The organism is Herbidospora sakaeratensis, from assembly GCF_001570525.1.
GTDB lineage: Bacteria > Actinomycetota > Actinomycetes > Streptosporangiales > Streptosporangiaceae > Herbidospora > Herbidospora sakaeratensis.
Map to the genome: position 1 here is coordinate 49,743 of NZ_BBXC01000032.1, position 17,495 is coordinate 67,237.

14 protein-coding genes and 1 pseudogene are annotated in these 17,495 nt (G+C 71.4%); 6 read left to right on the top strand and 9 right to left on the bottom strand.

Features of this window, described 5'->3' with window-relative positions:
* Positions 1-19: 19 nt before the first annotated feature.
* A complete protein-coding gene (locus AW271_RS37525; RefSeq protein WP_062343043.1) occupies positions 20-439 on the bottom strand; it encodes an SRPBCC family protein in 420 nt (139 codons plus the stop codon).
* Positions 440-625: 186 nt separating this feature from the next.
* On the opposite strand from AW271_RS37525, the gene AW271_RS37530 reads away from it, so the two are divergent.
* Positions 626-4,669 carry an nSTAND1 domain-containing NTPase gene (locus AW271_RS37530; protein WP_062343045.1) on the top strand — a complete coding sequence of 1,348 codons (4,044 nt, stop codon included), beginning with the start codon at positions 626-628 and terminating at the stop codon, positions 4,667-4,669.
* Here AW271_RS37530 and AW271_RS37535 read toward each other — a convergent pair whose 3' ends face one another.
* Together AW271_RS37535 and AW271_RS37540 are read right to left on the bottom strand one after the other, a co-directional pair.
* Positions 4,670-5,074 carry a hypothetical protein gene (locus tag AW271_RS37535; protein WP_062343047.1) on the bottom strand — a complete coding sequence of 135 codons (405 nt, stop codon included), beginning with the start codon at positions 5,072-5,074 and terminating at the stop codon, positions 4,670-4,672. It lies immediately after the preceding gene.
* Positions 5,075-5,159: 85 nt separating this feature from the next.
* Positions 5,160-6,212, bottom strand: a complete 1,053-nt coding sequence (locus tag AW271_RS37540; RefSeq protein WP_245653394.1) for an STM4015 family protein — start codon at positions 6,210-6,212, stop codon at positions 5,160-5,162.
* A 55-nt stretch (positions 6,213-6,267) separates the two neighbouring features.
* Between AW271_RS37540 and AW271_RS37545 the strand changes: the two genes are divergently transcribed.
* The gene (locus tag AW271_RS37545; RefSeq protein WP_157555071.1) at positions 6,268-6,609 is read left to right on the top strand and encodes a hypothetical protein; all 342 of its coding nucleotides are present in this window, start codon (positions 6,268-6,270) and stop codon (positions 6,607-6,609) included.
* A 78-nt stretch (positions 6,610-6,687) separates the two neighbouring features.
* Here AW271_RS37545 and AW271_RS37550 read toward each other — a convergent pair whose 3' ends face one another.
* Positions 6,688-7,533, bottom strand: coding sequence for a helix-turn-helix transcriptional regulator (locus AW271_RS37550; RefSeq protein WP_062343051.1), 846 nt, complete (start codon positions 7,531-7,533; stop codon positions 6,688-6,690).
* Between the two features lie 143 nt (positions 7,534-7,676).
* On the opposite strand from AW271_RS37550, the gene AW271_RS37555 reads away from it, so the two are divergent.
* The gene (locus AW271_RS37555) at positions 7,677-8,525 is read left to right on the top strand and encodes an SDR family NAD(P)-dependent oxidoreductase (RefSeq protein WP_062343072.1); all 849 of its coding nucleotides are present in this window, start codon (positions 7,677-7,679) and stop codon (positions 8,523-8,525) included.
* A gap of 309 nt (positions 8,526-8,834) precedes the next feature.
* Here AW271_RS37555 and AW271_RS37560 read toward each other — a convergent pair whose 3' ends face one another.
* On the bottom strand, positions 8,835-9,716 hold the full coding sequence (locus tag AW271_RS37560; RefSeq protein ID WP_062343053.1) for a haloalkane dehalogenase: 882 nt from the start codon (positions 9,714-9,716) through the stop codon (positions 8,835-8,837).
* Between the two features lie 112 nt (positions 9,717-9,828).
* Positions 9,829-10,053 (bottom strand): tautomerase family protein, encoded by a 225-nt coding sequence (locus tag AW271_RS37565; RefSeq protein ID WP_062343055.1) that lies wholly within the window; start codon positions 10,051-10,053, stop codon positions 9,829-9,831.
* Between the two features lie 374 nt (positions 10,054-10,427).
* Here AW271_RS37565 and AW271_RS37570 point away from each other — a divergent pair, with 374 nt between their 5' ends.
* On the top strand, positions 10,428-10,907 hold the full coding sequence (locus AW271_RS37570; RefSeq protein WP_218008291.1) for a winged helix-turn-helix transcriptional regulator: 480 nt from the start codon (positions 10,428-10,430) through the stop codon (positions 10,905-10,907).
* 36 nt (positions 10,908-10,943) lie between these two features.
* On the opposite strand, the gene AW271_RS37575 is transcribed toward AW271_RS37570, so the two are convergent.
* Positions 10,944-12,350: an amidase gene (locus AW271_RS37575; RefSeq protein WP_062343060.1), complete on the bottom strand. Its 1,407-nt coding sequence runs from the start codon at positions 12,348-12,350 to the stop codon at positions 10,944-10,946.
* Positions 12,351-12,493: 143 nt separating this feature from the next.
* Here AW271_RS37575 and AW271_RS40465 point away from each other — a divergent pair, with 143 nt between their 5' ends.
* A complete protein-coding gene (locus AW271_RS40465) occupies positions 12,494-12,769 on the top strand; it encodes a hypothetical protein (RefSeq protein WP_157555074.1) in 276 nt (91 codons plus the stop codon).
* Positions 12,770-12,802: 33 nt separating this feature from the next.
* On the opposite strand, the pseudogene AW271_RS42745 reads toward AW271_RS40465, so the two are convergent.
* Positions 12,803-13,075, bottom strand: a pseudogene (locus AW271_RS42745) (hypothetical protein); the annotation flags it as partial.
* Between the two features lie 72 nt (positions 13,076-13,147).
* Here AW271_RS42745 and AW271_RS37580 point away from each other — a divergent pair.
* Positions 13,148-15,745 carry a DUF7824 domain-containing protein gene (locus AW271_RS37580; RefSeq protein WP_062343062.1) on the top strand — a complete coding sequence of 866 codons (2,598 nt, stop codon included), beginning with the start codon at positions 13,148-13,150 and terminating at the stop codon, positions 15,743-15,745.
* 38 nt (positions 15,746-15,783) lie between these two features.
* On the opposite strand, the gene AW271_RS37585 is transcribed toward AW271_RS37580, so the two are convergent.
* Positions 15,784-16,746: a 5'-nucleotidase C-terminal domain-containing protein gene (locus AW271_RS37585; protein WP_083977790.1), complete on the bottom strand. Its 963-nt coding sequence runs from the start codon at positions 16,744-16,746 to the stop codon at positions 15,784-15,786.
* Positions 16,747-17,495 lie beyond the last annotated feature (749 nt).

Here is a 17,495-nt window from a genome sequence, read left to right on the forward strand (position 1 = left end):
GGGGGAGGCCCTCGCCCGTTCAGGCGTCGAGCGCCCGCCGCAGCGCGTCGAGACCGCCGCTCAGCACGCGGTGGACGACGGCGACCGCCTCCTCTTCGGTGACCCCCTCCGGGACGAAGGTGCCGGTCCACTCGACGCGGGACTTCTCCGGCTCGCCCCGCACTTCGAGGACGGCGATGGTGGCGCGGTAGTCCCGCACAGGGAGACGTAGTTCGCCGGCGGAGTAGCCGTAGGTGCGGGCCCGCTCGTCGAAGTGCTGGAGCCGCTCGACGATGACGACGCCGTCCTTGGTGGTGACCCTGCGGACGCGGCCGCCTTCGAGGAGCTCGCTGCCGGTGATGGACGGCAACCAGTCGGGCAACGAGCCGAAGCCGCCCATGAGTCCCCAGACGCGGTCGGGGGAGGCGGCGAGGTCGGCGGACGCGGTCGTGCTGGCCATGGTGGTCTCCTGAAGCCGGGGCGCTGCGGTGGGGTGCACTCCTGTGTGTATCTCCGTTGGGCCCCGGGAGCCAGGCTTCGCGGCGTACACCATCGTGCCTCGGTTCCTTGTTGACAGAAGAAAAAGATCATGGCAAACCTGGACAGCCTTGATCGACAAGCCCTGGCCCTGGAGTTGTGAAGCCGGATGGAATTCCACGTACTGGGCACGTTGCAGGTCATCCGGGACGGCGTCGAGGTCTCCCTGGGAGACGCCCGCAAGCTGCGGCTGACGCTCGCCGTGCTGCTGGCCGGGGCCGGGCGGCCCCATCCGGCCGAGACGCTGGTCGAGGCGGTCTGGGGCGACCGGCCGCCGGCGTCGGCGCGGCACAACCTCTACCTGTACGTCCACCGGCTGCGCCGGACCCTGGGCGACGACGTGGTGACCCGCGGGCCCGGCGGTTACACCCTGCACGCCCCCGCGCTCGACGCCCGCCGCTTCCGCGACCTGACGGCCCAGGGCGAGGCGGCGCTGGAGGCCGGCGAGGCCGAACTGGCCGCCAAGAGACTGGGCGAGGCCCTGCGGATGTGGCGCGGCGAGGCGTTCGAGGGGTTCGCCGACTGCCCGCCGGTCGCCGAGGCCGCGGCCGCCCTCGACGAGGCCCGGCTCGCCGCGGCCGAGTCGTGGGCGACCGCCATGTTGCGGGCCGGGCGGCCCGGTGACAGCGTCGCCGAACTCGCCGAGCTGGTCCGGCGGCACCCCTTCCGCGAGGGGCTGCGCGGCCACCTGATGCTGGCGCTCTACCGGTCCGGACGGCAGGCCGAAGCGCTGGAGGGCTTCCGCGAGGCCAGAGAGGTGCTCGACCGGGAGCTCGGCGTCGAACCCGGCCCCGACCTGCGGCGGCTGCACGAGGCGATGTTGCGGGGGGACGAGGAGCTGATCCCCCTGCGGTCCGACAGCGGTGAGTGCCCGTACAGGGGACTGGCGGCTTTCCAGGCGGCGGACGCCGACTGGTTCTTCGGGCGGGAGGCGCTGCGCGACCGGCTGGTCGAGTTGTCCGACCGGCTGCCGCTCGTGGCGGTGTACGGCGCCTCGGGCAGCGGCAAGTCGTCGCTGCTGCGGGCCGGGCTGCTCGGGGCCCGGCCCGACGGCGTGCTGGTCACGCCGGGGGAGCACCCGCTCGCCCGGGTGCCGGAGGAGACCGGCGCGCTGTTCGTCGTCGACCAGTTCGAGGAGGTCTTCACGCTCTGCGCCGACGAGGCGGAGCGGCGCGCGTTCGTGGCCCGGCTGCTGGAACCCGGGCGGCGGGTGGTGCTGGGCGTCCGGGCCGACTTCCTGGGGCGGCTGACCCGCTATCCCGACCTCGTCGCGGCGCTCGCCGGCGAGGCCCAGGTACTGGTGGGGCCGCCGTCGACGGCCGAGTTGCGGGACATCGTCGTCGGCCCGGCCGCGCGGGCGGGACTGCGGGTGCAGCCCGAGATGCTGGCCGAGATCGTCGCCGCCGCCGTCGCCGAACCGGGCGGGCTGCCGCTCGTCTCGCACGCCCTCCTGGAGACCTGGCGGGCCCGCGAGGGCACCCTGCTCAGCCTGGACGCCTACCAGGGCACCGGCGGCGTCGCCGGGGCCATCGCCCAGACCGCCGAGCAGGTGTACGCCGATCTCGCCCCGGAGGAACGCCAGGTGGCCCGGCGCGTCTTCCTGCGGTTGTCGGCCCTGGGCGAGGGCACCGAGGACACCCGCCGCCCGGTCGCCTCCACCGAACTGGTCGGCATTGCCGCCGAACCCGTGGTCACCGGCGTGCTGCTGCGGCTGGCCGCCGCCCGGCTGGTGACCCTCGGCGACGGCACGGCCGAGGTCGCCCACGAGGCGCTGATCCGGAACTGGCCCCGGCTGCGCGGCTGGCTCACCGACGACCGCGCGGCGCTCCTGGTGCACCGGGGCGTCACCGAGGCCGCCCGGCTCTGGGACGACCATCGCCGCGACCCCGGCACGCTCTACCGGGGTTCGCGCCTGTCGTCGGCCTTGACCTGGGCCGACGAGCACCCGGGTGAGCCGAACGCGCTGGAGGCCGCCTTCCTGGCCGCGTCCCGGTCGGCCGAGCAGGACGAGATCGTCGCGGTGCGCCGCCGCAACCGGCTGCTGAAGCGGCTGGTCGCCGGGATCGCGGCGCTGCTCCTGCTGGCCTTCGTCAGCGGCGGCGTCGCGGTCGGCCAGGGCCGCGAAGCCCAACGACAGCAGCACGTCGCGGCCTCCGGCCGGTTGTCGCTGACGGCCCGGTTCCTGCTCGACACCGACCCCGGCCTGGCCGGCCTGCTGGCCGTCGCCGCCCACCGCCTCACCGCCGACGCCGAGACGGTCGGCGGGGTGCTGAGCGTCGCCGCGGCGGCCCGGCGCAAGGTCGAGATCCGCCCCGGCGGCGCGGGCGTCTACGCGCTGGCGTTCAGCCCCGACGGCGGCATGATGGCCGCCGCCCGAGTCGACGGCACCGTCGGCGTGTGGGACCGGAACCACCGCAGGATCGCCACCCTCAAAGATCACCTGACCGACGTGCCGCTGTACGTCAGGAGCGCCGCGTTCAGCGCCGACGGCCGCTACCTCGCCTCGACCGCCCGCGAACCGGTCGTGAAGGGGGCCCGCGGCTCGGTCGTCGTCTGGGACACCACCACCATGAAGGCCGTCTTCACCCAACGGCTCACCGACCTCACCCCCGCCATGGCCTTCTCCACCGACGGCCGCACGGTCGCGGCCGGTCACGACGACGGCGCCATAGAGATGTGGACGTTGCCCGCCGGCACCCGCCGTTCGATCGACACGGGCGGGCCGTCCATCGGCTCACTGGCCTTCGCCGCCGGGAACTCGCTGCTGGTCGCCACCGGACCGGAGCAACCGGTCGTGCTGGACGTGCGCACCGGCCGCCGCCACGCCGAAGTGCCCACGTCGCGTGTGCACCGGGTGATCGTCTCGGGAGAGACGCTGGTCACCGCCTCCGACACCGGCGGGGCGAAGTTCTGGCGGCTGACCCGCGACGAGGTCACCCCGGTGTTCGCGCTGCCGACGAGCGGCCCCTACGCGTGGGAGGTGTCCGCCCCCGCCGGCGACCGGGTGGCGGTGGCCGACGAGGACGGCATGATCACCGTCTGGGACCTCACCCGCAGGGCGCCCGTGGAGACCTACCTCGACCGCAGCCGCGCCGAGACCAGGGCCCTGGCCCTCAGCGCCGACGGCTCCCGGCTCGCCTCGGGCGGCATGGGCCCCTCGATCGTGATCCGCGAGCAGGCGGTCCCGCTCTTCGGCGGCCACGACCAGGCCGTCAACGACCTCCAGATCAGCCCCGACGGCACGACCGCGGCCTCGGCCGGCAGCGACCGCACCGTCCGGCTCTGGGACCTGACCGGACACCCCCTCGCCATCCTCGACGGCCATCCCGACCAGGTCAGGTCGATCGCCTACAGCCCCGACGGCCGCGTGCTCGCGGCCGTCGGCCGCGACCACAGCCTCACCCTGTGGGACGTCCCCACCCGGCGGCGGCTGAGCGAGACCCGCTACGCGGGCGTGGGCGCCACCACCAGCGTGGCGTACGACCCCTCGGGCCGCACCCTGGTGACGACCGCGATCAGCCGGTTCCGCTGGGACGTCACCGACCCGGCCGCACCGAAGCAGGCGCCGTTCGACGCCCCGCCCTACCTGTCCACCGTGGTCGCCCACAGCCCCCGCGACCCGCTGCTCGTCTCCGCCGGCCCGTCGGACCTGCTGCTGCTCTGGAACACCGCCACCGACAAGGAGATCACCCGGGTCCGCCCCGGCCACGGTTCGATCCTGGACGTCGCCTTCAGCCCCGACGGCGCGACGATCGCCACCTCGGGCGCCGACCGGACCGTCAAACTGCACGACCCCGCGGGCCGCACCGCCGCCACCCTGACCGGCCACACCGCCCCCGTGCACGCCGTCGCCTTCAGCCCCGACGGACGGCTGCTCGCCTCGGCCGGGGAAGACCGCACGATCATCGTGTGGGACCTGGCCAGCCGACGCCCCTATGCCCGGCTGACCGGCCCCACCCTGCCGATCAAGGCCCTCACCTTCACTCCCGCCGGCGAACTGATCAGCGGCGACGACTCCGGCCGCATCATCCGCTGGCCCCTCGACCCCGCCGAGGCGGTCACGCGGTTGTGCCAGGCGTCCGGACGCGACCTCACCCCCGCCGAGTGGACCACCTACGCCGCCGGGCTTCCCCGTCAGGTGATCTGCGCCTGATCAGCAGGCGCGCAACCCCGGCGTCCACCCGTTCACGTTGGTGGTGAGCTGACCGAACCGGGTCGGCTCACCGTCCAGGCGCAGCTTGTAGCTCCCGTACAGGCCGGACACCCGGACGTAACGCGCGTAGCCGTAGGGCACGGAGGAGTGCCAGAAGTACTGTCCGGTGCCGACGTCCTGGAGCTTGATGCCCAGGGTCTTGCCCCCGAGCGGCCCCGGGCAGTTCGTGGCGATGACCATGAGATCGTGCGTGCCGGAGTTGGCCGCCACGGTCCCCGTCGTGCACGTGGTCCAGAACAGCGGGATGGAACAACTCGAACTGGCGGCCGTCGCGGGAGGCGCGCCTCCGAGCACGAGGGCCGAGACCGCTCCCGAGACGAGGGCCAGCTTGCGGATCTTTCGCATTCCGCTCCTTCACGTCGATGGACCTGACGGGCAGAACGCTGGCCCATGGGGTTATACGCGAGCTATATCGGCTGGTCGGCACAGGTCACTCGGCGACGGAGACGTACAGCCCCGCCCGGCGGTCGTGAGCTTCGGACAGGTCGATCTCGACCCCGGGCAGGGCGGCGCGAAGGCGTTCGCCCATGGGCTCGGAGACGAAGTGGTGATGCAGGTCGAGCCGGCGTAGGTGAGTGAGAGGCTGGCCGGCCAGCAGGGCCTCGACCCCGTCGTCGGTCAGCCTGCCCATGGCCAGGCTGAGCTCCTCCAACCGGGAGACGACCGGCGCGGCGGCGAGGGCGGCGGCCACCCGGTCCTGGATCTCGCTGTCGCACAGGCCCAGCCGGCGCAGCGCGGGCAACCCCGTGCCCGTGAGGATGCCGTCGAGGTCGTTGACCGTGGCGCCGCCGCCGTAGGCGGCCGTGCCGAGCCACAACTCCAGGTGCTCCAGCGCCGGCAACTCGCTCTCTCCGATCGCCCGCACGACCCCCTCGGGCAGCCCCCCGGTCTCGAACCGCAGGACCCTGAGCGACGCGTGGCGGACGGGCTTCAGCTCAAGCCCCTCACCACCCCGGACGTCCAGCCGCTCCAGCAGCGGAAACGCCTCCAGGACCGGAGTGACGTCACCCTGCGCGATCCAGGAGATCTGGTAGTCGGGATCGGTGCAGCCGAGGAACAACGACCGTAACCGGGGCAACCGGTGGGCGTTGGCCGCGAGCACCGCGGGCGCGTGGCGAGCACTGATCCCCGGGGCCACGATGGCCTGGATCCGCGACCCGTCGGCGACGGCGAGCAACTCCTCCAGCCCCGCGGCGTATCCGGCCTCATCGGCCTCGTCGTACATTCCACAGCCGTGCAGCGGCCAGGCCACCAGCGCGGGATCGACTTTGACCCGCCCCTTGAGCAGCCGATATCCGGCGACGGGAAGCCCGGCGAAGGTCTCCCGGTGGGCGCCCATCCGGTCGACGTCGTAGAACCCGGACTCAGGCACGAACGTCTCGCCGCAGTCACGCGGATCGGCCGCTCTTCTGGGATATTGCGCGTCGAGATATCGGTCGTACTCACGGTCGTCGGCGTATATCTCGTTGCCTTCGAAGATCATCCGTCATCCTTACTAGGGATGGCCGACAATTCAGGCGGCGGGCACAATCTGACCGGTGAGAAGACTGGCGGTCTGCGCCGCCCTGATGACGCTGGTGGCCTGCGGCCCCAGCCATGAGGAACTCATCCTGCGCGCCCCCCCGGAATTGGAGCGGGTGGCTCAAACCATCGCCCCCGACGACGCAGGAGAGCGCACGGTCGCGGGGATCGAGTTCCTGGACGTCTACCACCTCCGGGACCGCGTCTACTTCGTGACGGGCGAGGCCGCGGCCGGAGTGGACCCCCATGGCTATGTCTGGAGCCCGGAGAGACCACCGGCCCACGAGATCAACGGAGGAGCCGCGTCGACCTTCGAACACCTGCGGGGCGCCTGGTACAGGTGGAGCGACAGCTACTGACGTGTCGCACAGGTCGTCGCTCGTGGGACAAGCCTCCGGTCGAGCACGCAGGAGCGACGTTCCCCGCCGCCGGCGAGTTCACTGAGCGGCGCGTCGGGTGGGGAGCGGTCCCAGACAAGCGAGCAGTGTGAGACGCTCCGCCGTCGGGGTGCCCGCCGCCGGTGAGAACAGGGCGAGGAGCTGGGTGCGTTCCTCGTCGAGGAGCATCTGGCAGTCGAGTTCCAGTAGACCCACCTCGGGATGCCGGATCCGCTTGCGTCTGCGGCGCATCACTTCCACCGAATGCAGATTCCACAGGGCCTCGAACTCGGGACTCGCCCGGAGCAGCCGGTTGACCAGGCCCCTGGCCTGCGCGTCGTCGCGGCGGGCGGCCGCGGCCCGCAGGTCGGCGACCAGGGCCAGGGACTCCTTCGCGTGATCCTGGACCGGATACCCGGCTCGGGCGCCGGGGTCGGTGAACCACCGGTACACCACCGTGCCCGTGGGCCCGCGCAGCTGGGTGAGATCGCCGAAGACGGCGCGTGCCAGATCGTTCTGGACCAGGGTGACACCGAGGTCGGTCATCACCTGGGCCGGGACGTCGGTAAGGCGGTCCAGCACGCTGAGCAGGCCGGGTGCGACGTGGTCGTCGGAGCGCCTCCGGTCCGGCGGCGGGTGCCCGGCCAGCCGGAAGAGGTGGTCGCGCTCGTCCAGGGTCAGGCGCAGCGCCCTGGTGATCGCCCGCAGCACGCCCGGCGAGGGCTGCGGCGCCCGATCCTGCTCCAGACGGGTGTAGTAGTCGGTGGAGATGTCGGCCAGGCGCGCGACCTCCTCACGGCGCAGGCCGGGAGTACGCCGGCGTCCCGTGCCCGGCAGGCCGACGTCCACGGGGCTGAGCTCCTCCCGGCGTATCCGCAGGAAATCGGCCAATTGTCTGGTGTCCACCCTTCGAGTCTGCGTCACCGCCGGACCGGCAGCCAGAGACCGCCGATCCCTGGGTAGAGCGACTCTGCCTAAGAGCTCCGATGGCGGACACGCTGGTCACCGGCCAGGAACCGCCTGGCCGGATGACGATGGAGAAGATTCACATGAGCAAGGCGACGACGTCCCGGACCTGGTTCCTCACCGGGGCCTCGCGCGGTCTGGGCGCACACTGGGCCGAGGCGATCCTCGCCCGCGGCGACCGGCTCGCGGCGACCGCCCGTGACAAGGCGGCGCTGGCCCCCCTGGCCGAACGCCACGGCGACCGCTTCCTGCCCCTGCAGCTCGACGTCCGCGACTCCGCCGCCGTGCGCGCCGCCGTGCGGAGCGCCGAGGAGAGGTTCGGCGGAATCGACGTGCTGGTCAACAACGCGGGCCACATGCTGGTCGGCGCCGTCGAAGAGGCCGAGGAGGAACAGATCCGGGCTCAGATGGACGTCAACTACCTCGGCGCGTTGTGGGCCACCCGGGCCGTGCTGCCCGGGATGCGCGAGCGCCGTGCGGGCCGGATCCTGCAGGTCTCCTCACTCGGTGGCCTGATCGCCTACCCGGCGCTCGGCATCTACCAGGCCTCCAAGTGGGCCCTGGAGGCGATGAGCGAGGCGCTCGCCGCCGAAGTGGCGGCGTACGGCATCCACGTCACCCTGATCGAGCCGGTCGTGTTCCCCACCGATCTGGCGGCGGCCTCCCCGCAGGTCCGGCAGGACCCGGCATACGCCCACGCCCACCAGGCGCTGTGGGCGGGGGCGGAGGTCAGCGGCTTCACGCCGGGTGACCCCGCCGCGACGGCCGAGGCCTTCCTCGCGATCGCGGACTCGCCCGAGCCGCCGATCCGGGTCATGTTCGGGACCGGCGGCCTGGAGGCTGTGCGCACCGAATACGCCGGCCGGCTGGCCGAGCTGGAGCAGTGGGACCACATCGCCCGCCTCGCACAGGGCAAGCCAAACGGATCATGAGCGGCTGAGACCTGCCGGCGGTGATGATCCGGCGCAACGGGGCCAGGTGGTCGACCAGTTCGGCGGCCGCGCAGTCGCGCGGTGGCCTCGGCCAGGCGGGCGGTGCCGAAGTCGGTGGCGGTCACGGCTTGAGGCCCTGCGTCGGCGGCTCGGCCGCCAGAGCGCCGAATAGCCCGGGCCCGGCGTCGAGGGCCTCATTGCCGTGAGGGGCCCCGTACACGGAGCTGCAGGCCAGGTCTGAGGGGCCGGACGGGCACTTCAACTCAGGGTTGTCGTCGAGGACGAACCTCCCGGTCACCGCACGCGCTGTCACTTGTGGATGCCGCGGACGAAGTCCGCTACCGCGGCGCCGATCAACTCCGGGCTGTCCTCTTGGACGAAGTGCGCGCCAGGCACTGTCACCTCGGTCTGGTTGGGCCAGGTGCGGCAGAACGCGCGCGGACCGCGGATGAGGACCTTGCCAGGGTCGGCATTGACGAACAGTTTGGGGACCGGGGAGGCAGCCAGCCATCGGCCGTACTCCGTGACGATCCGCACCACGTCGGCGGGCTCGCCCTCGATCGGGAGCTGGCGGGGCCAGCTCAGCGTGGGGCGGCGGTTCTCGCCCGGCTCGAGGTACGGCGCGCGGTAGACCGCCATCTCTTCCTCGCCGAGCTCGCGCAGGATCCCCGACGGCAGTACCTCCTCGACGAACGCGTTGCCGGTGAGCACCATGGCCTCGCCGGCGGGCGAGCGGAGGGCCTGGAAGGTCCGCCGCGCGTCTTCCCGCCGGTCGTTCCAGGTCGCGGGTGCCACGATGGCTTCCATGTAGGCGATGCCGGCGACCCGGTCCTGGTGCTGGTATGCCCAGTCGAAGCCGAGCGCGGACCCCCAGTCGTGCACGACGAAGACGACGTCGTCGCCGAGATCGAGGTGCTCCCACAGCGCGAACAGGTACTCCCGGTGCTCCCGGTAGGAGTAGCGGTCGGGGCCGGAGTCGGGCAGCTTGCCGGAGTCGCCCATGCCGACGAGGTCACAGGCGACCAGCCGGCCCAGTCCTTCGAGGTGCGGCATGACGTTGCGCCACAGGTAGGACGAGGTCGGGTTGCCGTGCTGGAACACGATCGCATCGCCCTGGCCCTCGTCGATGTAGGCCATCCGGACGCCGTTGATCTCGGTGAACTTCTTCTCCGCGTAGGGACGGGCGTTCATCTCCGGCCTCCCCCTGAGGACGAATTCGACGATGCTGTCGTGGGTCCGGCTGCACCACAGGTCCGTTCCCTGAGGGTCGCGGCACGGGGACCGGACTGCGGCTGCCCCGTGATCAGGCCTCCGTGCCCTTGGCGAGCGCCTGCACGTCTTCCGCGGTGTAGGGCTTCCCCCCGATTCCCCATTCACCGCCCTTGACCTCGTCGATGAGGACCCAGGTGATCGGGCGCAGGTTCTCGCCCTCGATCTTGACCATCGCGTCGGTCAGGTCGCGTACGATCCTCTCCTTCTCCTCGGTGTCGAACGTTCCTTCCAGGACGTCAACCCTGATGAGTGGCATCTGCTCCGACCTCCTCATGTCCATCTGCGACCGGTTACGGATCCCGCGATCCGGCGTGTGGAGGATCCGTGTCAGGGGTGTCGCCGTATGGTAGGCCGCCGAGTCTCGGGTTCCGTCGACCCTGACTTGCAAAGTGAAAGCTTCCTCTACCTGGGACGTTACGCTTCCGACTGGGTGGATGCAAGCGGCACGCGAACCGCCGCCGACGGCTTGCCCGGCCTCGGATCCGCCTTGGCGCCACTTCCGCCCGTCACCGGTCAAGCCGAGCGCCAGGGGGCGAGCGTCCGACCCTTTTTCCGGCTACTACGCTGAACTTGTTCACTGCAAGCCAGCGTTGGGTTCGAGAGGAGGCTGATGTGGCAACAGCGCCACACGTGTCCGTTCCCTGCCCGATCGGCCGGGCCGCCGGCCTGCTAGGGGATCGATGGACGCTGCTCATCCTGCGGAATGCCAACCTGGGCACGACCCGATTCGACGCGTTCCGCGCGGAGCTCGGCATCGCCGACAACATCCTGTCCAACAGGCTCGCCCGGCTGGTCGAGGCCGGCGTGCTCATGCGGGTGCCGTACCGCGACGGGGCCCGCGTCCGGCAGGAGTACCGGCTCACGACCGCCGGGGCAGAGGTGCTGCCGGTGCTGCACGCTCTGGCCGTCTGGGGCCAGCAGCACACCGAGCCGGCCGAGCCGACCGGTGCGATGCAGGTGATCCACCAGCGGTGCGGCCAGGTCACGACGCCGGGCAGGGTGTGTGACAGCTGTGGCGAGCTCGTCCAGCGTGAAGAGGAGGCGTGGGTACGGCCCTGGATCTCCCCCGACCCGATCACCCTGGCCGGCCCGGTCACCACCGGCACCTGACCTGGGGCGCCCGCCGGAGCAGCAGGCTCCCGGCCGTCAGAGGGCGGGGTACTGGTCCCGGACCGGGCTCAGCGACTCCAGCAGCGAGCCAAGGTGGAGAATCGTCGACTCCGCGTGCCAGGTGGCCGCCAGCTGCACGCCGATCGGCATGCCGTCGCTGCTCGTGCCGAACCGCAGGGACAGGGCCGGGAGCCCGGTCAGGTTGAACGGGACGGTCGGCGTCATCACGTGGAAGGCGTCCACCGTCCGGCCGTCGACGGTGAACTGGGTGAGTCCGTGCGCGTGTGCGGGGATCGGCGTCACCGGGAGCAGCAGGGCGTCGTACCGCTGGAAGAACTCCGCGAAACCGTCACGGAGCCGCTCGATGCCCTGCTCAGCCTGGACGTAGTCCCGCACCGAGGTGTCGGGTACGCCGAGCAGGGCGCGGGAGTAGGTGAACATCTGCTCCTCGTGACCGGCGGTGATCGCCCGGAACGCCGGTTTCATCTCCATGACGTGCTGGCGCATGAAGAGGTCGAGCGGGTTGTCCCGCTCAAGAGCCGGAATGTCCACGGCCTCGACCTGGACCCCCGCTCCCCGCAGGGCCTCGGCGGCCTCCCGCACGGTCGCCGCGACCTCCGCATCGATCGGGCCGAGCCCCGAGTCGACCAGCCAGCCGACGCGGACGGGCCGGTCTGGCGAGGCGCCCAAGCCGGCGTCGAACCCGCGCGGGACGACGGCGAATCCGTCGGCGCCGTCAGGACCGGCCAACAGGGAATACACCAGTGCGAGATCGCGGACGGTGCGGGCCATGGGGCCCACATGCCAGTCGCGGCGCGGCTCCCGTGGCCAGACCCCCGTCATCGGGATGCGCCCGTGGGTCGGTTTGAGGCCCGCGACACCGGTGTCGGCCGCCGGCCCGCGCACCGAGATGGACAGGTCGCTCGCCAGGCCGAGCGGCGACATCCCGGCCGCCAGCGCCGCCGACTCCCCGCCGCTCGAACCGTCGGCACTGCGGTCGAGGTCCCAGGGGTTGTTCGTGCGGCCCGTCAGCAGGTTGTCGGACTCGATCCAGTAGGCGAACTCCGGGAGATTGGTCTTCGCCAAGAGGATCGCCCCGGCGCCCTTCACCCGCGCCACACTGGTGGCGTCCGTGTCCGGGACACGCCCCGCGAAAATCGGCGAACCGCGCTGGGTGAGCACCCCGGCGGTGTCGAAGGAGTCCTTGACTGTGAAGGGCACCCCGTGGAGCGGCCCCACGTCCGCGCCCGCCGCCAGCTCCGCGTCCGCCACCCGCGCGGCGTCCAGCGCGCCGTCGGCAACGGTGACGACGGCGTTGATCCTCGGATCGGCGACCTCGATCCGGTCCAGGTGCGCCTGAACCACCTCGACGCAGGAGGCCCGCCTCGTACGGATCAGCTCGGCCAACCCGGTCGCGTCGCAATGATGGAGATCAGCGCTCATGATGGACCCTCTCTCAGCCCAGCTCATATCGCCGGACCCGCCGGTGCCTGGCGATCGGGTGGCCGAGCCAAGGACTGCTGCTCCCGCGCACCCTGGCTTGCATCTCCAAGGTTTCAGCGTAGCGCCGCAGGTAGAAGGGGCCTTTGTGGGAATTTCTGTCGGCGGCCCAATACCAGGAACCGCGTACTCTGCCGTACGGCGACGCCGGCTCCACCCACGGGGCGCGCGACCAGTTCGCCGCGCTGCTGCCCATCCGCGAACGCGTCTCGGGCGTCGAACACCCCCACACGCCGGCCGCTCGGGCCAACCTCGCCTACGGGGTGCGTCGCGGCCGGGAGGAGGAGGGCACGGGCAACCCGTCCGGCGAGGCTCACGGACCGCTCACCGCAATTCGGTCATTGGGTGGTGAATCACCCTGATGATCTTCCTGTGTAATGCGGTTTGAGCTCGCGTTATGAGAGTGGTTCGGTGACGACCACCGCACCCGTCTGGGCGGGCGGCTGGAATGACGGGCATGCCGTAACTGCGCCCCTTCCGCCGTCGCTGCGGACGCCCCGGGCGGCACGCTGTGGTGGCTGCTGACTGACCTGCCGCCCAAGCACCCACGACCCCACCGGCTCGACGTCCTCCACCCGGCCGCCCATCCCGGACACGAGCTCCTCGGGCGTGAGCCCTCGGACGAAAATGAAGCTGAAGGCCTCCGCCAGGCCGAAGGCGGAGAACCAGGCGTAGTCGCGGGGGCCTGGTCATGCCGCGATCACGGCAGGTTTGTCGGTGATGATCGGTAGCGTCCGCGCATGTCCTCTTGGCAGCAGTGGATCAACGACGTCCCGGGGCTGCGCGCCCACCTGGCCGGACTCGACGAACCGGAGCGCAAGGCCGTCGCGGCCGAACTGCCCGGATATCTGACCGACCGGTGGGAGGTCGCCGCGCAGGCCCGCGCGTTCCGCCTCCTCGGCGCGGCCTGCTTCTCCGGCGCCGCGCAGGTCGCCGCCTGGCTCGATCGCCGTGAACTGCGCGAGCCCCGGCCGCCGAGGGCCGACGCCGCCGACCTCCTGCTCGTCCTGCAGGACCGGAAGGACGAATGGCGCCGGGATCTCGCCCACCGCCTGGTCGCCAGGCTGCGGCCGAGCCGGGCCCGAGGCTGGCGGAACGTCCACGGGCAGCCCGGCTGGGACCTGGCCGCGTCCCTGGTCATCGAGACCGGCATTGAACCGCCCGAGAACGACGCCTTCGTCACCGGCTGGCTCTGGGATCTCTGCCACCGGCTCTGGACGGGCGAGACGATCGAGGCGATCCGCGACCATCCCCTGCTCGACGTCATGATCCCCCGCTTGTTCCAGGCCGAGGGCGTCACACCCGCACTGACCCACGACTGGACGTTCAACACCGCCAACCACAACCGCTCCATCATCAGCGGCCTGGCCGAACTGGCAGCCGAGGGCCGGTTGGAGCGGCAGGTTCTCATCGACGGGTGCATCGCCCGGTTCCTCACCCACGGGCAGGACCGCCAGATCGAACCCTTCGTCCACCTGTGGAACACGCTGCGGCCGACGTCCGGCGAGGTGTCGGCGGTCGACCTGGCCCGGGTGCTCCCGGTCGCCGCGGCCCCGCTGGCGCGGCTGGCCGCCGAGGAGTTACGCCGTCTCGACGACTCCCTCGACCCGGATCTGTTCGCCGAGACGGTCGCAGCGCTGGCGTTCCGGCCGGAGAAGAAGCACGTCACGACCGCCCTGCAGTGGATCGCCGAGGCGACGCCCGAGCGCGCCGACGGCGCCCTGGCCGCGCTCGCGCCGGTCTTCGGCCAGGAGACCCCCTCGCTCCGCGATCGTTCCGTACGTCTCGCGCTCAAACTGGCCCCCCACGCCACCCCGGCCACCGTCGGCATGATCCGCGAGGCCGCCGAGGCGCTCCCGGCGGACCTCCGCGCCCGGATCGCCGGCGCCTTCGGCGAGGTCGCCGCGCCGCCGGTCGACTCACTGGTCCCCGGCACCCTGCGGGTGAAGATCAAGTCGCCCCGGCTGCCACCGGAGATCGACTCGGTCGACGAACTGGCCCGTCAGGTGGCTCCTGGCTGGCGGCGCTGGGAGCCCATGGAGGTCGAACGGCTGCTGGCCGCGCTGGTCGCCCTCATCCACCGCGACCGCGCCGCGACCACCGAGGCGGTCCGGCCCTGGTGGGAGCAGACCTGGGCGGTGCACCACGGCTCCTATCTCCTGAACGACTTCTACCTGGCCAACTACCCCACCACGTCGCTCCACCTGTGCGCGCTCGCGATCATCTCTCCGGCCGACAGCGTCCGGCGGTCCCAGGGGATCACCGACTACCTCGCCAAGGAACCTCCCTACCGCACACCGCTCGACTGGGTGGTCCGCGACCGGATCCGCGAGGTCGTCGGCCTGCTGGAGTCGGGCCGCACGCTCCCGGTGCTGCTGGCCACCCCGACCGCCCCTACCGGCCACATCGACCCGGCGACGCTGGTCGGCCGCATGGAACTGCTGGGCGACCACGAACCGCTTCCCCTCGACTTCTGCCAGGCGCTGCTCCGGCTGCCCCGGGCCGTCGAACCCGAGGCCGTCGTCCGGGCGGAGAAGCTGACCACTTCGGCGGGACGACGGCTGGCCGCGTGGCTGCGGGAGGGTGGCCCGGCCGATCCCGACGTGAACTGCGGCATCGAGGCCGTGCTCCGTACCGTCTCCCTCGTCCCGGAGGTGCACGCCCGGCTGACGCCGCCCGCCCAGGATCTGCCGGAGCGGCTCGGTGATCTCTGGACGCTGGAGCCGCAGGAGTTCTGGGGCGGCCATTCGGATGAGATCCAGTGGTGGCCGGAGCTGATGCCATCCCACCGGGAGGTGCTCGCGGCCCACCTGTTGGAATGCTTCGTGGTGGGCGTTCCGGCCAACCGCGCCAAGGCCGAGGTGCTGACCAGGTTCGTCCAGGGCGAGGGGCCCGTGGGCCGGGCGACGGCGAGCGCGATCATGACCGCCCTGGGACACAAGAAGCCCGCGCAGCGGGTGTTCGCCATCGACGCGATGAAGATCCTCGCCGTCCGGGGCGAGTTCTCCGGCGCCGACTTCGGTTGGGCGCTGGGCCAGTTGACCGGCGCGGACACCCTGAAGCTGAAGTGGGCCGCCCCGGCGCTGGAGGAGCTCACGCTGTCGGGGATGCACGGGGAGATGTGGGCCGTGTTCGCCGAGGCGCTCCCCGTGCTGCTGCCCCGCGCGGGCTCACGTCCGGCGACCGGATTGGCGGAACTGCTGGACGTCGCGATCAAGGCGGCCACCCTCGCCGGGGCGCGGGGGGAGCTGCCGCGCCTGGCCGGATTCGCCGCCAGAAAGGGCGGCAGCCAGGTGGTGGAGAAAGCCCGGCTTCTTCTCCGGGCAATGGCAGGATGAATGCGCCGGGCGGAATTCCCTCCGCCCGGCGCCATTGTTCAGTTAATGGTGACCCGGTCCCCGGCCGGCGCGCTTATCGGCGATTTCTTCGCGATGTACGTCGCCAGTGCGCCCCGGTCGTCCGGGCCGCCGCGATAGACGGCGCTCGCCCCGGGCCAGCGCGGGAAACCCTCGTAGCCGCCCACCAGCAGGTAGTTGGCCGCGATGGTGAGAACCTGGTCGTCGGCCACCGGTTCGCCGTAGAGCGTGAGCTCGGTGACGGCGCCGCCCTCCAGCGTGTAGCGGAGCGAGGACGACGGGGTGAGCACCCAGCCCCGCGTGTTCGGATGGGCGAGCACGGTCTTCAGCGCGGCGCCGGTGACCTGCCACGCGTCGATCGCGAAGCCGCCTGGCTGGGTCGCGTAGATCTCCTCGTAGGTGACCGGGCCGGCGTCGAGGTCGAGGTGGAAGCCATACCTGCTGACCAGGGCGGCGTCCGCGCCCGAACGCGCCGCCGCGTCGAGGTAGGCGTCGGCGACCAGTTCGGCCAGCGGGCCGCCGGAGGTCGTCCGGACGACGGGCCCCGCGGTCTCGCCGAACGTCTCGTCGGGACCGGGCGGGCCGCACTCGAAGTAGTACAGGGCGTTGGAGACGAGACCGTCGGGCTGCCTGACCTCGATCCGGACCGACGTCGGGTCGGGGTTCTCGAAGTCGTAATCCCAGTCGATCGTGGTGAGCAGGGCGGTGAAATGGCCGCTGTGCCATTTGGGGGACAGGACGTCCTGCCAGGTCTCGGTGCCGACGACCCGATACTGGATGAGCTGCTGACCTTTCGGCACCCCGCGGAACGTGCCGTAGACCTCGAAGTTCACCGGACATTTCGACGCGGTCGTACGCTCGAAGGCGAGGGTCAGTTTCTGCACCGCCGCGGGCGCCACATCGGCCCGCGCGGCGGGCGTGAACGCACCGCACACCAGCACCGCGACGGCCGCCAGCCGCCCAGCCTTACTGGGTAGTCCCACAGTGTTCCCATCTGTCGATCATGACAAGGACGAGCAGAGACTAACGACCCCGACTGACATTTATTTAAATGTCGGTAATTGACGCCTTTAAAGAAGAATTCGTGGCCGGAGAACGGAACACCCACGACGTCGTGATGGGACCCGAGGTCGTGGTCAAACGATTCAGACTCTCGGCGGCCGGCCCGAACGGGAATGGCGGGCGCTGACCCTGCTGGCCGAACACGCGCCCGATCTCGCGCCATTCCCGCTTAGCGCCGCCCGCCGGCCATCACGATGTCCCGCGTCCCCGGCGTCCCGCTGACGCCGCAGCAGTTCCGTGCCCTTCATCCCAGGGTGGGCCGAGTACGTGGCCGACCACATACCCCATCGTCCGGCTAGGGCTGATCGCTAGATGGAGGCCGTAGATGCGGGGTCGCCCGTGATCAGGTGCCAGCCACGGCCAAACGCATAGGAGACCCGGAGCGCGGTGCCGCCCGCCGCGTACGAAGTGTGAAGTGCCCGCTTCAAGATGAACGGCGGCCCAGTTGCCCGACGAGTTGAGGGCTGTACCCGGGAGTTTCACCAGGTCGACCAGACCGCCACGTGGCCGCCCTGTCTGGACTGCATGCCTTTGGCGCTGTCCCTTCGCCCTCACCTTCGTGACGCACCGGCGGTCTACATGGCGGACAAGGCCAACCCGGTGAGCGCCGTAGCCCACGACACGCAGGAGACGCGTCAACGGAGATTGAGACACTGCAGTCAGCTTCCTA

Coding starts and splice junctions, on each gene's coding strand:
- AW271_RS37525 (WP_062343043.1), bottom strand. CDS start 439: ATGGCCAGCACGACCGCGTCCGCCGACCTCGCCGCCTCCCCCGACCGC.
- AW271_RS37530 (WP_062343045.1), top strand. CDS start 626: ATGGAATTCCACGTACTGGGCACGTTGCAGGTCATCCGGGACGGCGTC.
- AW271_RS37535 (WP_062343047.1), bottom strand. CDS start 5,074: ATGCGAAAGATCCGCAAGCTGGCCCTCGTCTCGGGAGCGGTCTCGGCC.
- AW271_RS37540 (WP_245653394.1), bottom strand. CDS start 6,212: ATGATCTTCGAAGGCAACGAGATATACGCCGACGACCGTGAGTACGAC.
- AW271_RS37555 (WP_062343072.1), top strand. CDS start 7,677: ATGAGCAAGGCGACGACGTCCCGGACCTGGTTCCTCACCGGGGCCTCG.
- AW271_RS37560 (WP_062343053.1), bottom strand. CDS start 9,716: ATGAACGCCCGTCCCTACGCGGAGAAGAAGTTCACCGAGATCAACGGC.
- AW271_RS37565 (WP_062343055.1), bottom strand. CDS start 10,053: ATGCCACTCATCAGGGTTGACGTCCTGGAAGGAACGTTCGACACCGAG.
- AW271_RS37575 (WP_062343060.1), bottom strand. CDS start 12,350: ATGAGCGCTGATCTCCATCATTGCGACGCGACCGGGTTGGCCGAGCTG.
- AW271_RS37580 (WP_062343062.1), top strand. CDS start 13,148: ATGTCCTCTTGGCAGCAGTGGATCAACGACGTCCCGGGGCTGCGCGCC.